We start from the raw sequence: 21981 nt of genomic DNA on the forward strand, positions 1-21981 counted from the left end.
ACACCCTGGCGTTGTAGTTAAACACCGGGGGGCCGGTGGCGGGGTCTGCAAGCGGCAACGCCTGGCGCTGGTGAAGCCTGCGCACCATGTGCACATAGGCCACACCAATGCCCGCGATTGACCAGTACACGATGGGGATGAAGGTAATGCTGCTGACGGTGAAGATGATGACCAGAATGCCGACCAGCGTGGCCAGCAGCACCCGGCCCAGCTGCCTTCGCTCGTCGTCCTTGTCTTCGAAACTGCGCATGGCCTTGTAGATGCCATGCAGCACCACCGCGAAGAACGCGACGAACAGGCCCAGCCCCACCAGCCCCACCCGCAGCGCCAGGTTGATGTAGGTATTGACGATATCAATGATGCCTTCGCCCTGGATCATCGACTGCATTTCGGGCGTGTTGCGGAAATCGAACGAGCCGAACAGCGGATTACGCTGGATGACGATCCAGGCGTTGTCCATCAGCCGTTCGCGATAGGTGATGTTTTCTTTTTCCAGGTTGCCAATGAATGGCAGCAGGTCCAGCACCTTGTCACCACCCGGTACCACGCTGAGCAAGGGCACGGCGAGCATGCCGGCCGCTGCCAGCAGCGTCAGTCGCTTTACCGCCCCCCTACCTAAGGCAATGAACACCGCCACGATAACCACCGCGCCAATCCACGGCCCCCGGGACAACGGCGCAAACAGCCCGGCAGCCAGCAACAGTGCGCCCATCAGCCGGTGAAGCGGGCGGCGTACGTAGCCCTGCACAAACAGGAACAAGCCAATGGCTACGCTCATCACGTAACCCAGCACGATGGCCTGCCCGGTAGTGACGCTGGCACGCAATGCCCCGCCTCGGCTGAGGTAACCGGACAGGGTCCAGGGCACGCCCATGGCGTCGATCAGCGCGCTGTAGAGCAGCCAGTGCCGCACGTATTCGGCCACCGCAATGATCGCCAGCACAAATGACACCAGCACGAAGGCCAGCATCGCGTCCTTGAACTCACTGAGGTGGCGCAGCCCACGGCTGGCAACGTAGTAGGGTAGGAACACATCGATGTACAGGTACAGGGCCTGGCGCAGAGTGTCGGTGAGCGTGGTTTCGCGCAGGTACAGCCCGCCCATCAGCAGCAGGCCGGCTGCCAGCAGCCGGTCGGCCCAGGTGCGGCCAAAGCGCAGCCCATCGGGTTGACGGCGCAGTGCCAGGGCCGCCGGCAACAGCACGCACAGGGTCAATAGCCGAATGTGGTTGAGATCGACCAGGTAGTTGACCACGCCAAACCCTGGCACCTGTACCGCCGCAGGGGGGATCAGGAACAGCAGCATGTAGAACAGCGCCGTTGGGTTGTGCTCCCGGCGCCCGGCCAGGTACAGGATCACGCCCGCCGCAATGACGTACAGCCAGAAGCTCTGGGACACGAACGCCAGTACCGTCAACACGAACCACAGGTTGCGCCGGCGCTTGAAGTCGGCGGGTGGAATCAGGTCGGTGGCTGGCCGGCGAGCCAGCACGAAAACCACGGTTGCCAGAAACAGGATGACGATCAGCGCGCGTAAATGTTCAGGCATCGGCTATGTACACCTTTCCCTTGGTGGGCAACGGCTAGCAACGTGGCTAAATGAAACTATAGTGACTTTTAGCCATTCAGTCAGAGATTGAACGCATGCCGTCGATTGATGTGCCAGCCGCCGCCAGCCTGCGCTCGCGGGCCCTGCATGCCGGGTCGTGGAACCTGGTGTCGCAGGTGGCATCGCAGCTCATGCGCCTGGGTGGCAACCTGATCATGGCGCGCCTTCTGCTCCCGGAAATGTTCGGCGTGATGGTCATCGCCACCACGGTATCCGTGCTGCTGCATTTGCTGTCAGACGTGGGCCTTCGGCAGAACATCATCCAGAGCCACCGGGGCGATGACCCTGCGTTTCTCAATACCGCCTGGACCGTGCAGATCATTCGCGGCTTCACCTTGTTCGCCCTGACCTTGCTGCTGTCGCTGCTGGCCTGGCTGGCCCAGGTGGAGAACGTGTGGCCTGCCGATTCCACCTATGCGGCACCGGTACTGCCCTGGGTACTGGCAGCCACCGGCCTGTCTGCGGTCATTTGGGGTTTTCAGTCGACCAAACTGGATGTGGCGGTGCGCACCTTCCAGCAAAAGCGTGTGGTGCTGGTAGACCTGGCTTCGCAATTGGTCGGCTTGCTGGTGATGCTGGTGCTGGGCTACCTCACCCACTCCATCTGGGCGCTGGTGATCGCCGGGCTGGTGTCGGCGCTGGTGTGGACGGTGCTGGGGCATACCGCGCTTGAAGGCCATGGCAACCGGCTGCAGTGGGACCGCAGTGCGCTGACCGAGCTGGTTGTGTTTGGCCGCTGGATCCTGTTGTCATCGATGGTAGGGGTGCTGGCCATGTACGGCGACCGCATCTGGTTTGGCGCCAGCATGACGGCTGCGCAACTGGGCGTGTACTCCATCGCGGTGCTGATCCTCGGTGCCGTGCAGATGGCAATCATGAAGGTGGTGGGGGCCGTGGCTCTGCCCGCATTCAGTGAAGCGGCGCGTGCCGATGACCGGCAGCGCCTGAACGCCCTGTACCAGCGCTTTCGCCTGTTGGTAGACCTGCTGGTGCTGTTTGTCTGCGGCGGCTTCCTGACCGCCAGCCCACTGCTGATCGGCTGGATGTACGACGCGCGTTACAGCGAGGCTGGGCCGATGCTCGCGATTCTTTCACTCTCTTTCCTTACATTGCGCTATACATTGGCGCATCAGGTATGGATTGCCCTGGGGCTGACCAAATACCAGGCCATGGACAACATCATCCGCCTGGTATCGCTGTGGGGGCTGCTGCCGCTGCTGCTGGCCCTGGGCGGGGTGGACTGGGCGATCTGGGGCGTCGCCCTGCATACCGCCCCCACGCTGGTGTTGATCGTGTACGTGAATTGCAAGCTGGGGATATTCAGCCTGAAACGTGAACTGGTGGTGTTGCCGATGCTGCTGGTCGGCGCCGTGTGCGGGGCATTGCTCACGGCGGTATTCGAGCAGCTGTAGTGGGGCAGGCAAGTGTAACTTTCTTGGGGACGGGTCGGGTGATCATGGGGAAGCTGACAGTGTGTGCGTCGCAAGTGGGTCGTAGGGGCTTTCTGCAGAGTTGCGTACTGTTGGGCGTGGGCGGCGCAGTGCTTGGCCCCCGGGCGGTGCTGGCGGCCAGGCCTGCCGGGCAGGCCGGCTTCGTGGTGATCAACGGCTGGGTGTTGCCCGCCCGGTACTTTCGGGACCAGCCGGCATGATTGCCGATTATCAGCAGCAGAAAACGCTGCGGGGCAGCTATGACGTGTGCATCATCGGCGCAGGCCCTGCGGGCATCACCTTGGCGCTGCGCCTGGCAACTGCCGGGCACAGCGTATTGCTGGCCGAGGGCGGCGGGCAGGCATATTCGCCCCGCTCCCAAGGGCTGTACGCCTGCTCATCCAGCGGCCTGCAACTGTATGCCGAGGAAGCCCGGCTGCGTTACCTAGGCGGTACGTCCAACCATTGGGCAGGCCGCTGCCGACCGTTCAGCCCCTCGGATTTCACGATCGCGCCCCCGGGCGACCTGCCGGGCTGGCCCATCCCCTATGGGGAAATCGAGCGTTATTTGCCGGCGGCGATGGACATCGTCGACCTGCCTGCCGGCGCGCCGTTCAAGGCCATCAATACCGGCCTGGATGGCGGTGAATTCGACCCGGACCGCTTTCTGCTCAGCCCACCCACCCGGTTTGCGCAAAAGTATGCCACGGCCCTGGAGCAGACCGAGGGCCTGGACGTGTTCCTCAACTGCAATTGCGTCGACCTGGAATTCGACAGTGCCGCTGGTCGCCTGGCGGCCGTAGTGCTGTCTGATTACGAGGGCAACCGCCAGCGCCAGGTGGCGCGCTATTTCATCCTGGCCGCGGGCGCCATTGAAAATGCCCGGCAGTTGCTCAACAGCCAGTCGCTGGCCGATGCCGGTGTGATCAGCCAGGGCGGGCTGGTAGGCGGGTGCTTCATGGAGCACCTGAACGTCGACATGGGTACCTTCATCCTCAAGCCCGGGCTGGACCAGGAAGCCCGCGAGTACTACACCACCGACGCCTTCGTCGAGCAGTACAAGATCGGCAAGGGCAACGTCAGGGCCGCGCTGCTGGCTGAGGTGCAAACCTACGGCCGCACGGCCGAGGTGAAGCATTTTCTGGAAAACCTGGCGTGTGACATGGGCGTGGCCGGCAAGGTGGAATTCGTGGCCCGCTTCAGCTGCCCGGGTGATGGGGTGATCAGCACCATGATCGAGCAGTTCCCCAGCCTGCAAAGCCGTATCTCGTTGCTGGAGCAGAAGGACGCCCTGGGCGTGGCCAAGGTCAACGTCAACTGGGTGCTCACCGCCGAGGACCGCAACACCATCAAGTGCATCGGTACCACGCTGGCCACCCAGTGGGCCGACATGCAGCTGGGCTTCGTCAAGCTCAACGACTACGTCTACGACACGTCAATACCGCTGAAACTCTCGCCCCACGCCCACCACATGGGCACCACCCGCATGGCCGCTTCACCACAGCACGGGGTGGTGGACACCGATTGCAAGGTATTCGGCACCGACAACCTCTATGCGGCGGGTAGCAGCATTTTTGCCACCGGCGGTGCTTCCAACCCGACCATGCCGCTGCTGCAATTTGCCGTACGCCTGGCCGAGCACCTTGACGGGAGGATCAGCGCAGCCCGCAGCGCAGCGGCGTAATGAAGCGACAGGGCATGAGCGCGCACCGGTCAGCAACCACAAGAACGAGACCGTGGCGCTTCAGGGACAATTTGGATTGCATTGATCGCGAGGCCAGGCAGCATGATCGGATGGATACGCAGAGCCGTGACGCACTATGCGCACTCCACAGGGCGAGGACGCGCGTTCTACAAGAAATTCTGCAACCCTTCCGGGTTGGAGTGGGGGGCTTACCTGGCCCGCTGGGGTGGCTTTCATTCGGTGGGCAGTAACTTCTATGTCAACCAGGGCTGCAACATCACCGACCCGTCGTTGGTGCGCATCGGCAACAGTGTGGGGTTGTCCGACTGCACCCTGATCGGGCACGACGGGGTGGTGCTGCTGATCGAGCACCGCTTCGGCAAGCACCTGGATTCGGTCGGTTTCATCGACATCAAGGACAACTGCTTCGTCGGCCACGGCGCCATCGTCATGCCCAGGGTGACCATCGGCCCGGAATCGATCGTGGCCGCAGGTGCCGTCGTGACCAAGGACGTGCCGCCCGGCACGGTGTATGGCGGTAACCCGGCCACCTTCATCTGCACCACCGACGCGCTGATCAAACGGGTGGAAGCCCGCTGTGAGGCCTACCCCTGGATCGACATCGTCAAGCAGCGCAACGGCGCCTACGACCCAGAGGTCGAGCCACTGCTGATGGCGCAGCGGCGCCAGTACTTCTTCGGGGACAGCGACAATGGCTAAGCCCGTGGATGTGCTGGTGGTCAATTTCAACACTGGCGCTTTGCTGCAGCCCATGTTCGACGCCCTGCGGCACGCCGGCAGCGATGAGCTGGCCCGCTACCTGGTGGTCGACAATGCATCTGCCGACGACTCCGTACGACGCCTGGCCCAAGTCTGCCCCGACGCTGTAGTGCTGGCCAACCAACAGAACGTAGGGTTCGGCCGCGCCAACAATCAGCTGTTGGCGCACCTGCAAGGCCGCTATGCGTTGCTGCTCAATACCGATGCGTTCGTGGCTGCCGACACCTTGCGCAAAACCTTGGCGTACATGGAAAGCGACCCCCAATGTGGGGTGCTCGGCGTCAGGCTGGAAGGGCGTGATGGCGACTTGCAGCCAAGCTGCCGGTACTTTCCCACTCCGTTGAATGTGTTTGCAGGGCGCACAGGGTTGGGGCGGTTTTTACCCGGGCTGAAAATGGTCGACGAGATGGGCTGGGACCATGCCTCGGTACGCGAATGCGACTGGCTGCCAGGCTGCTTCTACCTGGTACGCCGTGAAGTGCTGGACCAGGTGGGCCTGTTCGACCCACGGTTCTTCCTCTATTACGAAGAGGTGGACCACTGCAAGCGGGTCAAGGCGGCGGGGTGGAAGGTGGTGTTCTACCCCGACACCACGGTGGTGCACATCGGTGGCGAAAGCTCCAAGTCGGTAGCCGAACTGGAGGCGGCCAGCCGGCAGATCTCTGCTTACCAGATCGAAAGCGAGCTGCTGTACTTTCGCAAACACCACGGCATTGCCGGCTTGGCCCTGCACATGCTGCTGGTCAGCCTGGGCGACCTGGTGCTGGCGCTCAAGGCCTTGCTCAAGCGCCGGGGGCGGGCTGCGCTGTTGGCGTGCTGGCGCCACAGCAAGGCGACGTGGTCATTGCTGCTCAAAACCCGCTACGCCACCCAACCCACGAGGTAGTACGCGCCATGTTCGAGAATATCCGTGCCGACCTGCGGGCCCATGGAGGCGATTGGGGCGCCCAGGGGTTCTGGGTGCTGCTGGTGTACCGCTTCGGGCGCTGGCGCTACGGGGTGCGCCCGGCCTTGTTGCGCAAGCTGTTTTCGTTCATCTACAAAGTGCTGTTCAAGTTCGTGCAGATCATCACCGGCGTCGAGTTGCCCTGCGAAGCGGTGATCGGCCGTAATTTCGTCATCGACCACTTTGGCGGCATCGTCGTCAGTGGCTATGCGCGCTTCGGTGACAATTGCCGGATCCGCAATGGCGTGGTCGTGGGGCTGAAACGGGTGGACAGGCCGGTGGCGCCGGTATTCGGCGACAACGTGGATATCGGCACCGGGGCCAAGGTGCTGGGGGATATCCGCATCGGTAACAACGTGATCATCGGGGCCAATGCCGTAGTGCTGGTGGACGTCCCGGACAACTGCATTGCGGTGGGGGTGCCTGCCACGGTCAAGGCCAGGCGCACAGCCGGTGCGGAGGCTGTCGAGTGAGCGTTACGCCCGAGCTGGGCGTGGTGGTGATTGGCCGCAACGAAGGCCAGCGCCTGGTGCGCTGCCTTCAGTCCCTGGCTAAGGGCACCGACAGCGTGTTGTATGTGGACTCCGGGTCCACGGATGGGTCCGTGGCACTGGCGCAAAGCCTGGGTGTTCAGGTGCTCGCGCTGGACCTGCGCATCCCCTTTACCGCTGCCCGCGCCCGCAATGAAGGCTTTGCAGCCCTGCTGCGGTCAGTGCCGGGCTTGCACTGGGTGCAATTCGTTGACGGCGATTGCGAGGTGGCACCGCGCTGGCTGGCTACCGCCCAGGCCTTTTTGCAGCAGCACGCCGATGTAGCCGTGGTGTGCGGGCGCCGCCGCGAGCGCTTTGCCCGGCAGACGCCTTTTAACCTGCTTTGCGACATGGAGTGGGACACCCCGGTGGGCGAGGCGAGGGCCTGCGGTGGCGATGCATTGATGCGGGTACAGGCCTTTGACGCCGTCGGTGGGTTTCGCCCAGGCCTGATTGCGGGCGAGGAGCCTGAGTTGTGCGTACGCCTGCGGGCTGCAGGCTGGAAGGTCTGGCGCCTGGACGCCGAGATGACCCTGCACGACGCGGCCATGACCCGTTTCAGCCAATGGTGGCGGCGCTCCCAGCGGGCCGGCTTTGCCTATGCCGAAGGCGCGCAACTGCACGGTGCGCCCCCTGAGCGGCATTGGGTGCAGGAGTCACGCCGGGCATGGCTGTGGGGCCTGGGCGTACCGTTGGTGGTGGTGCTGGCCTGCCTGGCGCTGGGTGCCTGGGGGTGGTTGCTGCTGGCTGTGTACCCGCTGCAGGTCGTGCGCCTGGCCCGTCGTGGTCGGCGCACCCCCAAGGAAAACTGGCTGCAGGCGGTGTTTCTGGTCATTGGCAAGTTCCCGGAAATGCTGGGGCAGCTGAAATTTTGGCGCCAGCGCCTGCTGGCCGGCAAATCGACGTTGATCGAGTACAAGTGAGAGCCCACCGATGATGCTCGGCACCCTCGTCAAAAGCGTATCCAGCCTGCAACCGGGTTACTCGTTGCGGGCATTGAACAGCAAGCGCCGGCTGGTGCAGCAGATGCTCATCCACCGCCATGACCTTGGCCGGTTCATGCAACGCATGCAGGCGGCGTTGGGGCCTGATTGCTGGCAGCGGCTGGGCATGGACGGCATAGGCGTCGTGCAATGGCCGTACATCAGCCGGGGCTGGGCGGCGCGGCGCCGGCTGGAGGCGGTGGCTGCGCATTTTGAAGTGGTGGCTGGCCAATTTCCGTACCTGCTTGTGGAGGGCCGGGATCAGTCCATTGTGCTGTATGACCTTTCTGCCCACTCTGCGGGTTGCAGCCTGGTACTGGACCGCCCAGTCTGGTTCAAGCGCGAGGGCGAACTGGTGCTGAACCTGTTCCAAGGTGATCTGCGGGTCGCTTCGCTGGCGTTCACTCTTAGCCGCAGCGAAGGGCCGCTGGTGATGTTCGTCGGTGCCGTGCAGGGCATCCACAAGGGTATCGACAGCGACACCTCGCTGGCCATCTACCGCGACCTGACCAAGGATTTCGAAGGCCTGCGCCCCCGCAGCCTGCTGCTGGAGGCGCTCAAATGCCTGGCCCGGTGCCTGGGCGTGGCGGAAATCAACGCCGTGAGCGACGCCTACCGCCACCATCGGCATGCCTATTTCGGCCATGACGAGGGCAAGCCCCTGGCAGCGGACTATGACGTTATCTGGCAGGAGAGCGGCGGCATGGCGTCGCACCGTGAAGGCTTCTTCGCCATACCCTTGTTGGCCGCACAGCGCGCCGAGGCGGACATCCCGGCCAAAAAGCGTGCTATGTACCGGCGCCGGCAGGCGCTGTTGCTGGAGGTTTTCGCAGGTTTGCAGGCGGCATTGGCGGGCGCGGGTGGCAACCATGAACTACAAGGTAGACAGGGGGATGCATGCGTTGAGCGTGTATCGGCAGTGGGCAGACCGCCGGTGATCGACAGCCAGGAACAGGGCTGACACAGGCGCTAGGCCATCAAGCGGGTTTGGATCTGGATTCGTATGCGTATCGCCTACTTCATCAATCAGTACCCGAAGGTGAGCCACAGTTTCATCCGCCGCGAGATCCTGGCGCTGGAGCGCCTGGGTGTGCAGGTGCAGCGTCTGGCGCTGCGGGGGTGGGATGCCGAGGTGCAGGATGCCGACGATGCCAGCGAAAAGCTCAAGACCCGTTACGTGCTGCAAGGCGGCTTGCGTGCATTGATCGCACCCACCTGGCACGTGCTGCGCCATCAACCCCGGCGGTTTCTTCAGGCACTGCGCCTGGCCCTGGGCATGGGCCGCCGAGCCGACCGGGCCTGGCCCTACCATGTGATCTACCTGGCCGAGGCCTGCCAGTTGCTGCAGTGGTTGCAGGCCAGTGGGGCCAGCCATGTGCATGCCCATTTCGGCACCAATTCGGCTGAGGTGGTGATGCTGGCCAACGCACTGGGTGGCCCTGCGTACAGCTTTACCGTGCACGGGCCTGAAGAGTTCGATAAACCGCAGTTCCTGCACCTGGGTGAAAAGGCCCGACGCGCCGCGTTCGTGGCAGCCGTCAGCGCCTATGGGCGCAGCCAGTTGTACCGTTGGGTGGCCCACGAGCACTGGCCCCGGATAAAAGTGGTGCATTGTGGCCTTGAGCAGGCCTTTCATGCGGTACCGGCTGCAGCGGTGCCCGCCGCGCCCAGGCTGGTGTGCGTGGGGCGCTTGTGCGAACAGAAGGGCCAGTTGCTGTTGCTGGAGGCGGCGCGCAGGCTCGCCGCCGAGGCGACGGCGTTCGAGCTGGTGCTGGCAGGTGACGGCGAGATGCGCGGGGAGATCGAGCGGCTGATTGACCGCTACGGGCTGCAGTGCCATGTACGGGTTACTGGGTGGATAAGCAGCGCACAGGTGCGTGAAGAAATCCTCGCAGCACGCGCGCTGGTTTTACCCAGCTTTGCCGAGGGCCTGCCCGTGGTCATCATGGAGGCCATGGCCTTGCGCCGGCCGGTACTCACTACCTATGTGGCGGGCATCCCCGAACTGGTACGCCCTGGTGAAAATGGCTGGCTGGTGCCGGCTGGCGATGTGGAGCAACTGACCGAAGCCATGGCTGACTGCCTGGCGCAACCGGTGCAGAACCTGCAGCGCATGGGCGACGCGGCTTACCACCGTGTACTGCAACGCCATGACATCGATACCGAGGCGGCCCGGCTGGCCGGTTATTTCAAGGCAGACGCATGATTAGTGTATTGGGTGGGTTGCTGGGCGTGCTGGCGTTGATCGCCCTGGTGCCGGTGCTGGTGCTTTTGCTGCAGGTGGTGCTGGCTTGCCTGCCCGCGCGCCGGCAACGGCCGATGGCCGGTGGTGCAAGGCCGCGGGTGGCGGTACTGGTGCCCGCCCATGACGAGGCGTTGATCATCGCCACTACCCTGGCCAGCATCACCCCCCAACTGCTGCCCGGCGACCGCTTGCTGGTGGTGGCGGACAACTGCACCGATGACACCGCGCGGCGGGCTGGCGTTGCTGGCGCTGAGGTGGTCGAGCGCCAGGACGCACAGTTGCGTGGCAAGGGCTATGCGCTGGACTTCGGCCTGCGTCACCTGGCAAGCCAGGCCCCGGACGTGGTGATCGTGGTGGATGCCGACTGCGTGGTGGGCGAGGGCGCCATCGAGCGCCTGGCGCGCCGTTGCGTTGAGGCGGGCAGGCCGGTGCAGGGGCTGTACCTGATGCGCGCACCGGCAGGTGCCGGGGCGAAAGTGCAGGTCGCCGAATTTGCCTGGCGGGTAAAAAACCTGGTGCGCCCACGGGGCTGGGCCCGCCTGGGGTTGCCGTGCCAGCTGATGGGGGCAGGCATGGCGTTCCGTTGGCAGGACCTGGCGGGTGTCGACCTGGCCAACGGCCACTTGGTCGAAGACATAAAACTCGGGCTGGACCTGTGCCAGCAAGGCAAGCCCCCGCTGTTCTGCCCCGAGGCGTTGGTGACCAGCCAGTTTCCGGTGAGCCAGCAGGGCCTCAACAGCCAGCGCACCCGTTGGGAGCATGGCCACTTGGGCCTGATTCTGGCCGATGCCCCAAGGCGGGCCATGGCCGCGGTGCAGCAACGCAACGGTGACTTGGCAGCCCTGACCCTGGACCTGCTGGTGCCACCTTTAGCGCTGCTGGTGCTGGCCTTGCTCGGGCTGAATCTGCTGACCTGGCTGGCCTACGCCGTGCTGGGCCTGGCAACGCCGGCCTGGCTAGCCCTCTGGGCGCTAGTGTTGCTGGCGCTTGCCGTTGGCCTGGCGTGGTTGCGCTTCTGCCGGGAGGTCATTCCGTTTTCTGTGCTGCTGTACGCGCCTTTTTATGCCGCCCGCAAGATCCCGCTGTACCTGGGCTTTCTGATCAAGCGCCAGGTCGAGTGGGTGCGCTCCAAACGGGATGACGACTGATGCCTCGACGACTTTGGCGGCAGCGCTGGCAACGCATCATCGATCAGCTGCAGGTTGTGCAGAACAATGACGCAGCCCAGGGGCTGCTTGCGCAGCTCGCTGCCCCCACTGCGCCTACCGTACTGGGTTTCGTCAACGCCCATGCCATGAACCTGGTAGTGCGCGACAGCGCCTACTGCCAGGCGCTGCTGTCGGCAGGCGTGCTGCTGCGTGACGGTTCGGGCATGGCCATTCTGTACCGCAGGCTGGGGCTGGCGCCGGGCCTGAACATGAACGGCACCGACTTCATCCCCAGGCTGCTGGGGGCGTACCGTGGCCGCCGCGTGGCGTTCTGGGGCACGCGCCAGCCCTACCTGGGCCAGGCCGCGCAGCGCGGCGCGGCTACCTTTGGGGTACAGCCGGTGTCGGTGCACGATGGGTTCGCCGCCATCGACACCTATCTGGAGCTGGCCGGCAAGCACCGGCCCGACCTGATCGTGCTGGGCATGGGCATGCCACGGCAGGAAGCCGTGGCGGCAGCGCTGGCCGAAAGCGGCCAACCGTGCCTGATCATCTGTGGCGGGGCGATTCTGGATTTTCTGGGGGGCAAGGTCAGCCGTGCGCCGGGCTGGCTGCGGCGCTTCGGGCTGGAGTGGTTGTACCGCCTGGTGCGAGAACCCAAGCGCCTGTTCATGCGCTATGTGGCCGGTAACCCGCTGTTTCTGCTACGCACCCTGCTGTTCAGCAGCCGCTCGCCATGATGCTACAGTGAGATCAATGCATCGGCGCTTCACCCGCTTCGCTTACGCTGTTTTCAGGTTGGCTGTTTGATCGCTGGCAGTTGCCAGGCACCCACCGAAGAGGTCTGAAATGGTTTTCGAACCCCGAAGCAGCCGTTCGTTGCTTCAGCGCAGAAGCAGTGTGAGCAACGCCATTCAGGCGGGCCTGGACGGCATCGCCGTGACCGGGATCGCCTGGTACCTGATCTACGACCAGTTTGGCTACATCACCTCCGACTACGTGATCATGCTGCTGTTGCTGATCGGTGCCCTGGCCGTCATCTATGACCATTACGCCATCTACCGCACCAATGTCAGCTTGTCGATCAAGGCGTTTCGCTTGTTCAAGGCCTGGTCGGCCACCTTCTGCTTCCTGGTGGTGATGGCGTTTCTGACCAAGCAGAGCGAAACCTATTCCCGGCTGTTGGTGGTACAGCTGTTCATTATTGGCTACATCGCCCAGCTTTTTATGCACATTGCCGTGCGCGAGTTGCAAAAACGGTTCACGGCCCACGCCCGCCTGGAAAACGCCCTGATCATCGGTGAGGGTGACCTGGCCAATTTCCTTTACCAGAAAATCAGCAACAACCCGTGGTTCGGCGAACGGGTGCTGGGCTGCGTGCTGCTGGGCCCGGCCCCTGCCGACGCGCCAGAAGCCGCCGAGGCCAAGCAACGCCTGCCGGTGCTTGGGCATATCGGCGAGCTGGACGACATCGTTGCCCGCCATGCCATCCGCACCGTCTACCTGGTGACACCCCTGGGTGGTTCAGAGGTGATCAACCAGGTGTACTTCAAGCTGCTGGACAAATGCATCGCCGTGAACTGGGTGCCCGATATCTTCTCGCTGCGCCTGATCAACCACAGCGTGCGTGAAATTGCCGGCATCCCAGTGCTGACGCTTTCCGAAACCCCGCTCACCGGCATGAGCCTGTTCCTGAAAAACCTGGAAGACAAAGTGCTCGCTGCGCTGATTCTGCTATGTGCTTCACCGGTGCTGCTGGCGGTGGCCCTGGCGATCAAGCTCGACAGCCCGGGCCCGGTGTTCTTTCGCCAGGAGCGCACGGGTTGGACCGGTGAGTCGTTCCGTATCTGGAAATTTCGCAGCATGCACGTGCATCAACCCGATGGCGGGGAGATCAAGCAGGCGCAGAAGCACGACCCCCGGCTGACCAAGGTGGGCGCGTTCATCCGCCGCACCAGCCTCGACGAGCTGCCTCAGCTGTTCAATGTGCTGACCGGCGAGATGTCGCTGGTGGGCCCCAGGCCCCACGCCCTGCAGCACGACACCCTGTATTCGCCGGACATCGTCGACTACTTCGCCCGCCACAACATCAAGCCCGGCATGACTGGCCTGGCCCAGGTGCGCGGCTTCCGGGGGGAGACCCGGGACATCGAGCAGATGATCCAGCGCGTGGATTCGGACATCGAATACATCAACAACTGGTCGCTGTGGCTCGATTTCGTGATTCTGGTGCGCACCCTCAACGCCTTTACCGGCAAGCACGCCTATTGAGTGGGCGTCGGGCCCTGGCCCAGCGGGTGCAACTCGCGAAAGCTGTGGGCCTCAGCCACCAGCCAGTCATGCACGGCCCGCGCGCCGGGTTGGTTCAGGCCGCCAGGCGGGTAGTGCACCACATAGCGCTTGTGGTTGGCGATGGCCACGCCAAACGGCACGATCAGCGCGCCACGTTCCAGCTCGTCATTGAGCAGTGTCCGCCGGGCAATGGCCACGCCCAGGCCGGCAATGGCCGCCTCGATGGTGAGGTGGTTGCGGTTGAAGGTGTGCCCGCGGCGCACATCCTGCGCGGCGGCGCCGATACCCTCCAGGTAGAACTCCCATTCTGCATACTCCGAGCTGCCCCGCCAGGCGGTGATGTCGTGCAGCAGCGGGTAGTGCACCAGGTCGGCCGGCCCGTGCAGGGGCGGGCGGCCACGCAGCAGGCCGGGGGAGCAGACCGGGAAGATCTGCTCGGCCAGCAGCGGGGTAGAAAGCATGCCGGGGTAACTGCCATCGTTCAGGTCGATGGCCAGGTCGAAGTCCCCCGGGGTCAGGGCCTGGGCACTGTCTTCAGCCACCAGCCGCAGTTCGATGTCCGGGTAGCGTTGCTGAAAGCGCGGCAGGCGGGGGGTCAGCCACTTGGCCAAAAATGACGGGATCGAGCGCACCCGCACGGTCCCGCGGATTTCACCCGCGTCCAGGCGCAGCAGTTCGGCCTCGATGCTGCCGTAGGCCTCAGCCACGGTCTGTGCCAGGCGCTGGCCCTCGGCACTGAGCTCTACGCCACGCGCCCGGCGCACGAACAGGCGATAGCCCAGGCGGTCTTCCAACTGACGCATCTGCTGGCTGACGGCTCCGGGGGTGATGTGCAGCTCCTCGGCGCAACGGGTGAACGACAGGTGCCGCGCCGCGCAGGCGAAGACATGCAGCCAGACAAACGATTGGCCAGTGAGTTGATGCCGCATTGTTTAGCCCTGCTAAAGCCTTGCTTAGGAAGTATCGTTGGTCATTCCAGAGGATGAGGGCCAGTATTGCCTATAACAGGCGCTAGCGCCCACTTTCTTCGCATATCCGTTGCATGCCACAAGGCATCCACCGGTCAGGTTTTAGCATGGCTATCAGTGTTTTCGACCTCTTCAAAATCGGCATAGGCCCCTCCAGCTCACACACAGTGGGCCCGATGCGCGCTGCGGCAACCTTCGCCCAGGCATTGCGCGAGCAAGGCCTGCTGGCCCGCGCCCAGCGTGTCGAAGTGCGTCTGTACGGTTCGCTGTCGGCAACCGGGGTAGGGCATGCCACTGACCGGGCGTGCCTGCTCGGTTTGATGGGCCAATGGCCTGATCGCATCGACCCGGCCACCATCGACTCGCGCATCGGCCAGGTGTTGCAGGAGCGTTGCCTGATGCTCGATGGCAGCCAGCCGCTGACCTTCGACTATGCGCAAGACATGCTGCTGCTGGACGAAGACCTGCCGTATCACCCCAATGCCATGCGCCTCGAAGCCTTCGACAACGGCGCCAGCTTGCTCAGCCAGACCTACTACTCGGTCGGCGGCGGCTTCATCGTCGAGCAGGCAGAAATCGACCAGCCGGCTGGCGATAGCCAGGCGGTGGCCCTGCCGTACGAATTTGACAGCGCCGAGCAGTTGCTGAGCCTGTGCAAGCTTCACGGCCTGAGCGTGGCCCAGCTGATGATGGCCAACGAACGTGCCTGGCGGCCTGAGGCAGACGTGCGCGAAGGCCTGCTGCGGATCTGGGCGGCCATGCGTGAGTGCGTGAACAACGGCTTGCGCAACGAAGGCATCCTGCCGGGCGGGCTGCATGTGAAGCGCCGTGCGGCAAAGTTGCACCGCAGCCTTCAGGAACTGGGCAAGCCCAACGTGATCGGCTCTACCCTCAGCGCCATGGAGTGGGTCAACCTGTTCGCCCTGGCGGTCAACGAAGAAAACGCAGCCGGCGGGCGCATGGTCACGGCGCCCACCAACGGTGCTGCGGGTATCATCCCCGCCGTGCTGCACTACTACATGAAGTTCAACCCCACGTCCTCTGATGCCGATGTGGTGGACTTCCTGCTGGCCGCGGCAGCGGTGGGCATCCTGTGCAAGAAGAACGCCTCTATTTCCGGTGCGGAAGTGGGTTGCCAGGGCGAGGTGGGTTCAGCCTGTTCGATGGCTGCCGCCGGCCTGGCGCAGGTGCTGGGGGCAACGCCGCCGCAGCTGGAAAACGCGGCGGAAATTGCCCTGGAGCATAACCTGGGCCTGACGTGCGACCCGGTGGGCGGCCTGGTGCAAGTGCCCTGCATCGAGCGTAACGCCATTGCTGCGGTGAAGGCGATCAACGCCGTGCAGATGGCCTTGCGCGGCGACGGTGAGCATTTCATCTCGCTGGACCGGGTGATTCGCACCATGCGCGACACCGGGGCAGACATGCACGCCAATTACAAGGAAACGTCCCGAGGGGGCCTGGCCGTCGCCTTTGTGGAGTGCTGATGCCCCTGTGGCGCTTAGCGCGCCAGCGTGCCTTTGAACAACCCGCGCAATTGCTCGTTGCCGGCATCGATCAAGTGGTTGTCGTCAAAATACAGCGGCACCCCACCCTTGGACCCCATGCATTTCCCATCAGGGCACAAGTACGGCACCGGGTCGATGACCTTGGCGTTGCACGTGGCCGCCGCCGTGTCCATGGCTGACAGCGCCAGGCGGTTGCGGGCCAGGTAATCCGCCAGTGGGGTTGAGATATCAGCCTTGATGCCCAATACCCGCGCCTGCAGGCTCAACCCCTTGTAAACACTGAACGGCATTTCCGGGATGGGCTTGACGATGTAAACGGGCCGGTGGCTTGCCAGCATGCAGACCGTGTCGGTGTAAGCCTGGATGAACCGCTGCTCGAACGCACGGCTGCCTTGGCCCTGTACCCCTTCGAAGTACAGGCTGTAACCGCTGTGGCGACGCGGGTCGGTGTACAGCGCCGCGCGGCTGAACAGGAACAGCGGCACCCCCTGATGCTCTGTTTGCAGTATCGCGAACTTCTCGGCATTGAACGCCTTGCAGTTGCGCTCGACCTCCTTGTTGTTCATCTGGAACTCGATCAGGGTAGGGCAGCCCGCGCGGGCCCAGCCAAGCGCCGCCTGATCGGTTTCCAGCATCAAGGCCGCCGCGGTTGACTGGGCATGGCTGTCACCCAGCAGAATGGCCCTGATTTCGCCAGAGCCCAACTGGCATTGCGAAGCGCCAAATGCGTTCGGTGCGCACTGCTGGGTATACAGCTTGCTTTCGTATTCCGGTTTTCCGTCTTGCTTAACCCAGCGCACCTGAGGGTTGTGCTTGACCGCAGAACCCAGCGCGCCGGCAGCGGCAACCACCACCAGGCCCATGCCAACGTAGCGGGCAAGGCCCATGGCTGGCCGTGCCACTTTGCGTGTTCTGGCCTCGACGCCATAGTAGGAGAGCGCACCCAGGCCCACCGACAAGAACATAGCGACCGTGGTCGCCAGCCTGTTTTCCAGCAACCCGCAGGTATACAGAAACACCACCAGCGGCCAATGCCACAGGTAGATTGAATACGAGCACTTACCTAAAAACTGCAGCAACCGGTTGCGTGCAAAAGCGCTGTCGGAGTTGGCCTGGATCACCAGCATGGCACCGGCAACGGGCACCAGGGCCAGGTAACCGGGCCAGGCAGCGTCGTGTGGCAGCACCACCAGGGCAGCGCCAATCAGTGCCAGGCCTGTGCCTTCAGAGGCGGCCAACGCCCGCCCCGAAAGCTTCAATGGGTACAGATACACCAGCCCGCCGGCAATCATTTCCCACGCCCGGGTAGGCAACAGGAAGAACGAACCTACAGGGTGGCTGGCGCTGTAGGCCATTGAAGCCGCAAGGGAACAAGCCCCCAAGGCCGCCACCATGAGCTTCACCTTACGCAGGTTGCCCAGCCTGAACAGGGCCATGAGTATCAGCGGGTAGAGCAGGTAGAACTGCCATTCCACCGACAGCGACCAGGTGTGCAGCAGCCAGTTTTCCTGCAGTGGGGCGTCGAAGTAGCTGCCGTCCTTGGCAAAGTAGTGGTTGGACGTGAACAGTAGGCTTTCCTTGGTGGTGCGCAACAACTCCCGGTAGTCGTCCGTGGGCAGGAAGAAGTAACCGAACACGGCCAGTGCCACGCACAGCGCGGCAAGCGCGGGAATGATCCGGCGCGCCCTGGCGGCATAGAAAGCGATGAGCGAGAACTGCCCGGCTTGCAGGCCGGTGGCGATGATCCGGGTCATGAGATAACCCGAGATCACGAAGAACACATCCACGCCAATGAAGCCGGCGCTCAGGCCGGCTGTCTTGAAGTGGTAGAGCACGACGGAGATCACAGCCAACGCCCGCAACGCGTTGATGTTCTTGTGGAACTGCATGGGTGAGGAGTCCTGAACTAACCGGGGCAGCAATGCCCGCTTCCCTTTGAGCGCCCGCTGGGGTAGCGGGGCGCTTTTTTAGCGGGGCAGGTTAGCACAGGGCCTGCTGCACAGGGGGTTAACCGAGCGCTTCGCGCAGGCGGTACCAGAGCATGCCCATGGCCAACAACGGCGAGCGCAGGGCCTTGCCGCCGGGGAAGGTGAGGTGGGGGACGGCGCTGAACACGTCCAGGCCCTGGCTGTGGCCCACGGCTATAGCCTCGGCCAACAGCTTGGCGGTCCAGTGGGTCACGTTCAGCCCATGGCCCGAATAGCCTTGGGCGTAGTAGACGTTGGGGTGCTGGCGCAGCCGCCCCACCTGCGGGAACCGGTTGGCCGTGATGCCGATCATGCCGCCCCACTGGTAATCGATGCGCACGTTGGCCAGTTGCGGGAACACGTTGAGCACCTTGGGCCGCATGTAGGCGCCGATGTCGCGAGGGTCGCGCCCGGAGTAGTGGCAAGCGCCCCCGAACAGCAGCCTGTGGTCTGCCGTGAGCCGGTAGTAGTCCAGGCCCACTTTCTGGTCGCACAGGGCCATGTTCTGCGGGATCAGGCTGGCCGCCAGCGCTTCGGGCAGCGGCTCGGTGGCCACCACGTAGCTGCCGGCTGGCAACACCTTGCCGCTGAGCGTTGGCTCCAGGCCCTCCAGGTGGGCATTGCAACCCAGTACCAGGTGCTCCGCCTGCACGCGGCCGTGGGCGGTGTGCACGGTTACCCGTGGGCCGTGTTCGATGCGCAGCACCGGGGTTTGCTCGAAGATCTGCACACCAAGGCCTGCCGCCGCACGGGCCTCGCCCTGCACCAGGTCCAGCGGGTGCAGGTGGCCGGAGCCCATGTCGACCATGCCCCCGGCATAGCGATCGCTCGCCACGACCTCATGCAGGCGCTCGGCGCTGACCAGGCGGGTTTCGGGGCGATACCCCAGGCTGGTCAGGTCATCCTGCTCGGCGACGAACGATTCGAACTGGGCGGGGGTGTTGGCCAATTCGCAAAAGCCCCAGCGCAAGTCGCACGCGATGCCATAGCGGGCGATGCGGTCGGCCACCAGGGTGACCGAATCGATGCCGGCCTGCTTCAGGTAACGCACGCCCTCCTGGCCCACATGCCGAGCAAAGCCCGAGACGTCATGGCCGATGCCACGGATCAGCTGGCCGCCGTTGCGCCCACTGGCCCCCCAGCCGATGCGCCGGCCTTCCAGCAGCACCACCGACAGCCCGCGCTCAGCCAGTTCCAGGGCGGTGTTGACCCCGGTGAGGCCGCCACCGACCACGCACACATCGGCGCTCAGGTCACCCGCAAGGCTGGGGTAGGGCGCCGGTTGCCGGGCGCTGGCGGCATAGTACGAGGCAGTGTGTTGGCTCTGTGCAGGCATGGGTATTCTCGGCTCAGCGGTTGGACTTGATCTTGGTCCAGGACCGGGTCATCAGGCGCATGATCTTCGGGCTCTGGGTGGTGGAGATGTACAGCTTGTCGAGTACCTCCTGCGGCGGATAGATCTCGGGGTTGTTTACCAAGGCTGCATCCATGAAGGCCTTGGCATCCGGGTTGCCGTTGGCGTACCCGACCGTGTCGCTGACCTTGGCGATCACCTTGGGGTCCATCAGGTAGTTGATGAAGGCGAGGGCCTGTTCCGGGTTGTTGGCATCCTTGGGGATGGCCAGCAGGTCGAACCAGAGGTTGCTGCCCTCCTTGGGGATGCTGTAGGCGATTTTCACACCGTTCTTGGCCTCGGCGGCGCGGTGGGCGGCCTGGAACACATCGCCGGAGTAGCCGAAGGCGATGCAGATGTTGCCGTTGGCGAGGTCTGACACGTATTTGGAGGAGTGGAAGTAGGTAATGTACGGGCGCAGCGCCAGCAGGCGTGCTTCAGCCTTGGGGTAGTCGGCCGCATTTTCACTGCGCGGGTTCATGCCCAGGTAGTTGAGCATGGCCGGGAACAGTTCATCCGGGGAGTCCATGAACGCCACACCGCACTGCTTGAGCTTCTTCAGGTTCTCGGGCTCGAACAGTACCGCCCACGAATCGATACGGTCGATGCCCAGGGCGGCCTTGACCTTGTCGACGTTGTAGCCGATGCCGTTGGTGCCCCACAGGTAGGGCACGGCATAGCGGTTGCCGGGGTCGTTCTGCTCCAGCAGTTTCAGCAACTTGGGGTCCAGATGCTGCCAGTTGGGCAGCTTGCTGCGGTCCAGCGGCATGAACGCGCCGGCCTGGGCCTGGCGGGCCAGGAAGTGGTTCGAGGGCACCACCACGTCATAACCTGTGCGCCCGGCCAGCAGCTTGCCCTCCAGGGTTTCGTTGGAGTCGAACACGTCATACACCACTTTGATGCCGCTGCTGGCCTGGAAGTCGGCCAGGGTGGTGTCACCGATGTAGTCGGTCCAGTTGTACACGCTGACGCTGGATTCGGCGTGGCTGGTGGTGGCGAACAGCAGGGTGAGTGCAGCCGCCGTCAGGGTGTGCAGATGACGCATGGGAACACCTCGTTGGTCTTGTTGTTCGAAGTCGGTGTAGCGGGGCTGCGGCGCAGCCCCGGTGGCTCAGACGCTCAGCATCAGGAACTCGCGCTCCCACGAGCTGATGACCCGCTTGTAGTTTTCATGCTCGGCACGCTTGACCGCCACATACCCCTGGACGAACTGCTTGCCCAGGTACTGCTGCACGGTTTCGCAGTCTTCCATGTGCTGCAGGGCGTCTTCGATGGTGATCGGCAGGCGCAGGTTGCGCCGCTCGTAGGCACGGCCCTGCACCGGTGCGCTGGGGTCGATCTGTTCGACCATGCCCAGGTAGCCGCACAGCAGGCTGGCCGCGATGGCCAGGTAGGGGTTGGCGTCGGCGCCGGGCAGGCGGTTTTCCACGCGCATCGACTCGGGGCTGGAGGTGGGCACCCGCAGGCCTGCGGTGCGGTTTTCTTCACCCCACTCCACGTTCACCGGTGCCGAGGTGTCTGGCAGGAAGCGGCGAAACGAGTTGACGTTGGGTGCAAACATCGGCAGCAACTTGGGGATGTACTTCTGCAAACCGCCAATATGGTGCAGGAACAACGTGCTCATGCTGCCGTCGTCGTTGGCGAAAATCGGCTTGCCCGTGGCGATGTCCACCACGCTCTGGTGCAGGTGCATGGCGCTGCCGGGCTCGTCGGTGATCGGCTTGGCCATGAAGGTGGCAGCCACGTTGTGCTTGAGCGCAGCTTCGCGCATGGTGCGCTTGAACACCGTGATCTGGTCAGCCAGGTCCAGGGCGTCGCCGTGGCGGAAGTTGATCTCCATCTGCGCCGGGCCGTCTTCATGGATCAAGGTGTCCAGGTCCAGGCCTTGCAGCTCGCACCAGTCGTAGACATCTTCGAACAGGGGGTCGAATTCGTTGGCGGCGTCGATGGAAAACGACTGGCGGCCACTTTCGGCGCGACCAGAACGGCCCAGCGGTACCTGCAACGGCAAGTCTGGGTCTTCGCAGCGCTTGGTCAGGTAGAACTCCATCTCCGGAGCGACGATCGGCTGCCAGCCTTTGTCGGCGTAGAGCTTGAGTACTTTCTTGAGCACGTTGCGCGGCGACAGCGCAATGGGGTTGCCCTGTTTGTCGAAGGTATCGTGAATCACGATCGCGGTGGGTTCGATGGCCCAGGGTATCTGGTAGACCGCGGTGGGGTCGGGGCGGCACACCATGTCGATGTCGGCCGCGTCCAGCAGGCTGTAGTAGATGTCGTCATCCACGTAGTCGCCGGTCACGGTCTGCAGCAGCACGCTCTCCGGCAGGCGCATGCCACGTTCATGCAGAAACTTGGCGGTCGGGGCGATCTTGCCGCGGGCGATGCCGGTCAGGTCGCTGATCACGCATTCGACTTCGGTGATGCGGTGTTCTTTCAGCCAGGCGGACAGCTGATCGAAAGGGGCGTTCATACAGACCTCTTGGTTGGGTTTCAGGCGGGTA

Annotated in this window: 19 protein-coding genes; 13 read left to right on the top strand and 6 right to left on the bottom strand. The window is 63.8% G+C overall.

Annotated features, from left to right (window positions below):
* Window positions 1–1549 (bottom strand): O-antigen ligase family protein (locus IAE38_RS15300; RefSeq protein ID WP_201218190.1); only part of this gene is annotated, 1549 nt, incomplete at its 3' end.
* 95 nt (window positions 1550–1644) lie between these two features.
* Here IAE38_RS15300 and IAE38_RS15305 point away from each other — a divergent pair.
* The 12 genes from IAE38_RS15305 to IAE38_RS15360 all read left to right on the top strand — a co-directional run bounded on the left by IAE38_RS15305 (window position 1645) and on the right by IAE38_RS15360 (window position 13626).
* Window positions 1645–3021: an oligosaccharide flippase family protein gene (locus IAE38_RS15305; RefSeq protein ID WP_201218192.1), complete on the top strand. Its 1377-nt coding sequence runs from the start codon at window positions 1645–1647 to the stop codon at window positions 3019–3021.
* Between the two features lie 44 nt (window positions 3022–3065).
* Window positions 3066–3260, top strand: coding sequence for a hypothetical protein (locus IAE38_RS15310; RefSeq protein ID WP_060482023.1), 195 nt, complete (start codon window positions 3066–3068; stop codon window positions 3258–3260).
* Window positions 3257–4723, top strand: coding sequence for an FAD-dependent oxidoreductase (locus tag IAE38_RS15315; protein WP_201218193.1), 1467 nt, complete (start codon window positions 3257–3259; stop codon window positions 4721–4723). The genes IAE38_RS15310 and IAE38_RS15315 overlap by 4 nt, the downstream gene beginning before the upstream one ends.
* A gap of 102 nt (window positions 4724–4825) precedes the next feature.
* On the top strand, window positions 4826–5443 hold the full coding sequence (locus tag IAE38_RS15320) for an acyltransferase (protein ID WP_028634076.1): 618 nt from the start codon (window positions 4826–4828) through the stop codon (window positions 5441–5443).
* On the top strand, window positions 5436–6389 hold the full coding sequence (locus IAE38_RS15325; protein WP_201218194.1) for a glycosyltransferase family 2 protein: 954 nt from the start codon (window positions 5436–5438) through the stop codon (window positions 6387–6389). The genes IAE38_RS15320 and IAE38_RS15325 overlap by 8 nt, the downstream gene beginning before the upstream one ends.
* Before the next feature lie 8 nt (window positions 6390–6397).
* Entirely contained in the window at window positions 6398–6922 is a 525-nt protein-coding gene (locus IAE38_RS15330) for a serine O-acetyltransferase (RefSeq protein WP_201218195.1), read from the top strand.
* Complete coding sequence (locus IAE38_RS15335; RefSeq protein WP_328822894.1) at window positions 6919–7902, top strand: glycosyltransferase family 2 protein; 984 nt, start codon at window positions 6919–6921, stop codon at window positions 7900–7902. Before IAE38_RS15330 ends, IAE38_RS15335 begins: the two co-directional genes overlap by 4 nt.
* Before the next feature lie 10 nt (window positions 7903–7912).
* Complete coding sequence (locus IAE38_RS15340) at window positions 7913–8923, top strand: DUF535 family protein (protein ID WP_201218196.1); 1011 nt, start codon at window positions 7913–7915, stop codon at window positions 8921–8923.
* A 42-nt stretch (window positions 8924–8965) separates the two neighbouring features.
* Entirely contained in the window at window positions 8966–10168 is a 1203-nt protein-coding gene (locus IAE38_RS15345; protein WP_201218197.1) for a glycosyltransferase family 4 protein, read from the top strand.
* A complete protein-coding gene (locus tag IAE38_RS15350; protein WP_201218198.1) occupies window positions 10165–11355 on the top strand; it encodes a glycosyltransferase family 2 protein in 1191 nt (396 codons plus the stop codon). Before IAE38_RS15345 ends, IAE38_RS15350 begins: the two co-directional genes overlap by 4 nt.
* Complete coding sequence (locus IAE38_RS15355; protein WP_201213009.1) at window positions 11355–12095, top strand: WecB/TagA/CpsF family glycosyltransferase; 741 nt, start codon at window positions 11355–11357, stop codon at window positions 12093–12095. Before IAE38_RS15350 ends, IAE38_RS15355 begins: the two co-directional genes overlap by 1 nt.
* A gap of 109 nt (window positions 12096–12204) precedes the next feature.
* Window positions 12205–13626 carry an undecaprenyl-phosphate glucose phosphotransferase gene (locus IAE38_RS15360; RefSeq protein ID WP_201164162.1) on the top strand — a complete coding sequence of 474 codons (1422 nt, stop codon included), beginning with the start codon at window positions 12205–12207 and terminating at the stop codon, window positions 13624–13626.
* On the opposite strand, the gene IAE38_RS15365 is transcribed toward IAE38_RS15360, so the two are convergent.
* On the bottom strand, window positions 13620–14576 hold the full coding sequence (locus IAE38_RS15365) for a LysR substrate-binding domain-containing protein (RefSeq protein WP_201218199.1): 957 nt from the start codon (window positions 14574–14576) through the stop codon (window positions 13620–13622). The genes IAE38_RS15360 and IAE38_RS15365 overlap by 7 nt on opposite strands.
* A 146-nt stretch (window positions 14577–14722) precedes the next feature.
* Here IAE38_RS15365 and IAE38_RS15370 point away from each other — a divergent pair, with 146 nt between their 5' ends.
* Window positions 14723–16099: an L-serine ammonia-lyase gene (locus IAE38_RS15370; RefSeq protein ID WP_201218200.1), complete on the top strand. Its 1377-nt coding sequence runs from the start codon at window positions 14723–14725 to the stop codon at window positions 16097–16099.
* Window positions 16100–16113: 14 nt separating this feature from the next.
* Here the strand turns inward: IAE38_RS15370 and IAE38_RS15375 are convergent, their stop codons facing one another.
* The 4 genes from IAE38_RS15375 to IAE38_RS15390 all read right to left on the bottom strand — a co-directional run bounded on the left by IAE38_RS15375 (window position 16114) and on the right by IAE38_RS15390 (window position 21950).
* Window positions 16114–18009: an acyltransferase family protein gene (locus IAE38_RS15375; protein WP_201218201.1), complete on the bottom strand. Its 1896-nt coding sequence runs from the start codon at window positions 18007–18009 to the stop codon at window positions 16114–16116.
* 118 nt (window positions 18010–18127) lie between these two features.
* Window positions 18128–19423, bottom strand: coding sequence for an NAD(P)/FAD-dependent oxidoreductase (locus tag IAE38_RS15380; protein ID WP_201218202.1), 1296 nt, complete (start codon window positions 19421–19423; stop codon window positions 18128–18130).
* 13 nt (window positions 19424–19436) lie between these two features.
* Window positions 19437–20525, bottom strand: a complete 1089-nt coding sequence (locus IAE38_RS15385; RefSeq protein WP_201218203.1) for a polyamine ABC transporter substrate-binding protein — start codon at window positions 20523–20525, stop codon at window positions 19437–19439.
* Window positions 20526–20591: 66 nt separating this feature from the next.
* Window positions 20592–21950, bottom strand: coding sequence for a glutamine synthetase family protein (locus IAE38_RS15390; RefSeq protein WP_201213019.1), 1359 nt, complete (start codon window positions 21948–21950; stop codon window positions 20592–20594).
* Window positions 21951–21981 lie beyond the last annotated feature (31 nt).

The sequence above is a fragment of the Pseudomonas sp. S32 genome (assembly GCF_016648095.1).
GTDB lineage: Bacteria > Pseudomonadota > Gammaproteobacteria > Pseudomonadales > Pseudomonadaceae > Aquipseudomonas > Aquipseudomonas parafulva.

Excerpts from the sequence above, each read along its gene's own strand:
- IAE38_RS15305 (WP_201218192.1), top strand. The coding sequence starts at position 1,645 with ATGCCGTCGATTGATGTGCCAGCCGCCGCCAGCCTGCGCTCGCGGGCC.
- IAE38_RS15310 (WP_060482023.1), top strand. The coding sequence starts at position 3,066 with ATGGGGAAGCTGACAGTGTGTGCGTCGCAAGTGGGTCGTAGGGGCTTT.
- IAE38_RS15315 (WP_201218193.1), top strand. The coding sequence starts at position 3,257 with ATGATTGCCGATTATCAGCAGCAGAAAACGCTGCGGGGCAGCTATGAC.
- IAE38_RS15320 (WP_028634076.1), top strand. The coding sequence starts at position 4,826 with ATGATCGGATGGATACGCAGAGCCGTGACGCACTATGCGCACTCCACA.
- IAE38_RS15325 (WP_201218194.1), top strand. The coding sequence starts at position 5,436 with ATGGCTAAGCCCGTGGATGTGCTGGTGGTCAATTTCAACACTGGCGCT.
- IAE38_RS15330 (WP_201218195.1), top strand. The coding sequence starts at position 6,398 with ATGTTCGAGAATATCCGTGCCGACCTGCGGGCCCATGGAGGCGATTGG.
- IAE38_RS15340 (WP_201218196.1), top strand. The coding sequence starts at position 7,913 with ATGATGCTCGGCACCCTCGTCAAAAGCGTATCCAGCCTGCAACCGGGT.
- IAE38_RS15345 (WP_201218197.1), top strand. The coding sequence starts at position 8,966 with ATGCGTATCGCCTACTTCATCAATCAGTACCCGAAGGTGAGCCACAGT.
- IAE38_RS15350 (WP_201218198.1), top strand. The coding sequence starts at position 10,165 with ATGATTAGTGTATTGGGTGGGTTGCTGGGCGTGCTGGCGTTGATCGCC.
- IAE38_RS15355 (WP_201213009.1), top strand. The coding sequence starts at position 11,355 with ATGCCTCGACGACTTTGGCGGCAGCGCTGGCAACGCATCATCGATCAG.
- IAE38_RS15360 (WP_201164162.1), top strand. The coding sequence starts at position 12,205 with ATGGTTTTCGAACCCCGAAGCAGCCGTTCGTTGCTTCAGCGCAGAAGC.
- IAE38_RS15365 (WP_201218199.1), bottom strand. The coding sequence starts at position 14,576 with ATGCGGCATCAACTCACTGGCCAATCGTTTGTCTGGCTGCATGTCTTC.
- IAE38_RS15370 (WP_201218200.1), top strand. The coding sequence starts at position 14,723 with ATGGCTATCAGTGTTTTCGACCTCTTCAAAATCGGCATAGGCCCCTCC.
- IAE38_RS15375 (WP_201218201.1), bottom strand. The coding sequence starts at position 18,009 with ATGCAGTTCCACAAGAACATCAACGCGTTGCGGGCGTTGGCTGTGATC.
- IAE38_RS15380 (WP_201218202.1), bottom strand. The coding sequence starts at position 19,423 with ATGCCTGCACAGAGCCAACACACTGCCTCGTACTATGCCGCCAGCGCC.
- IAE38_RS15385 (WP_201218203.1), bottom strand. The coding sequence starts at position 20,525 with ATGCGTCATCTGCACACCCTGACGGCGGCTGCACTCACCCTGCTGTTC.
- IAE38_RS15390 (WP_201213019.1), bottom strand. The coding sequence starts at position 21,950 with ATGAACGCCCCTTTCGATCAGCTGTCCGCCTGGCTGAAAGAACACCGC.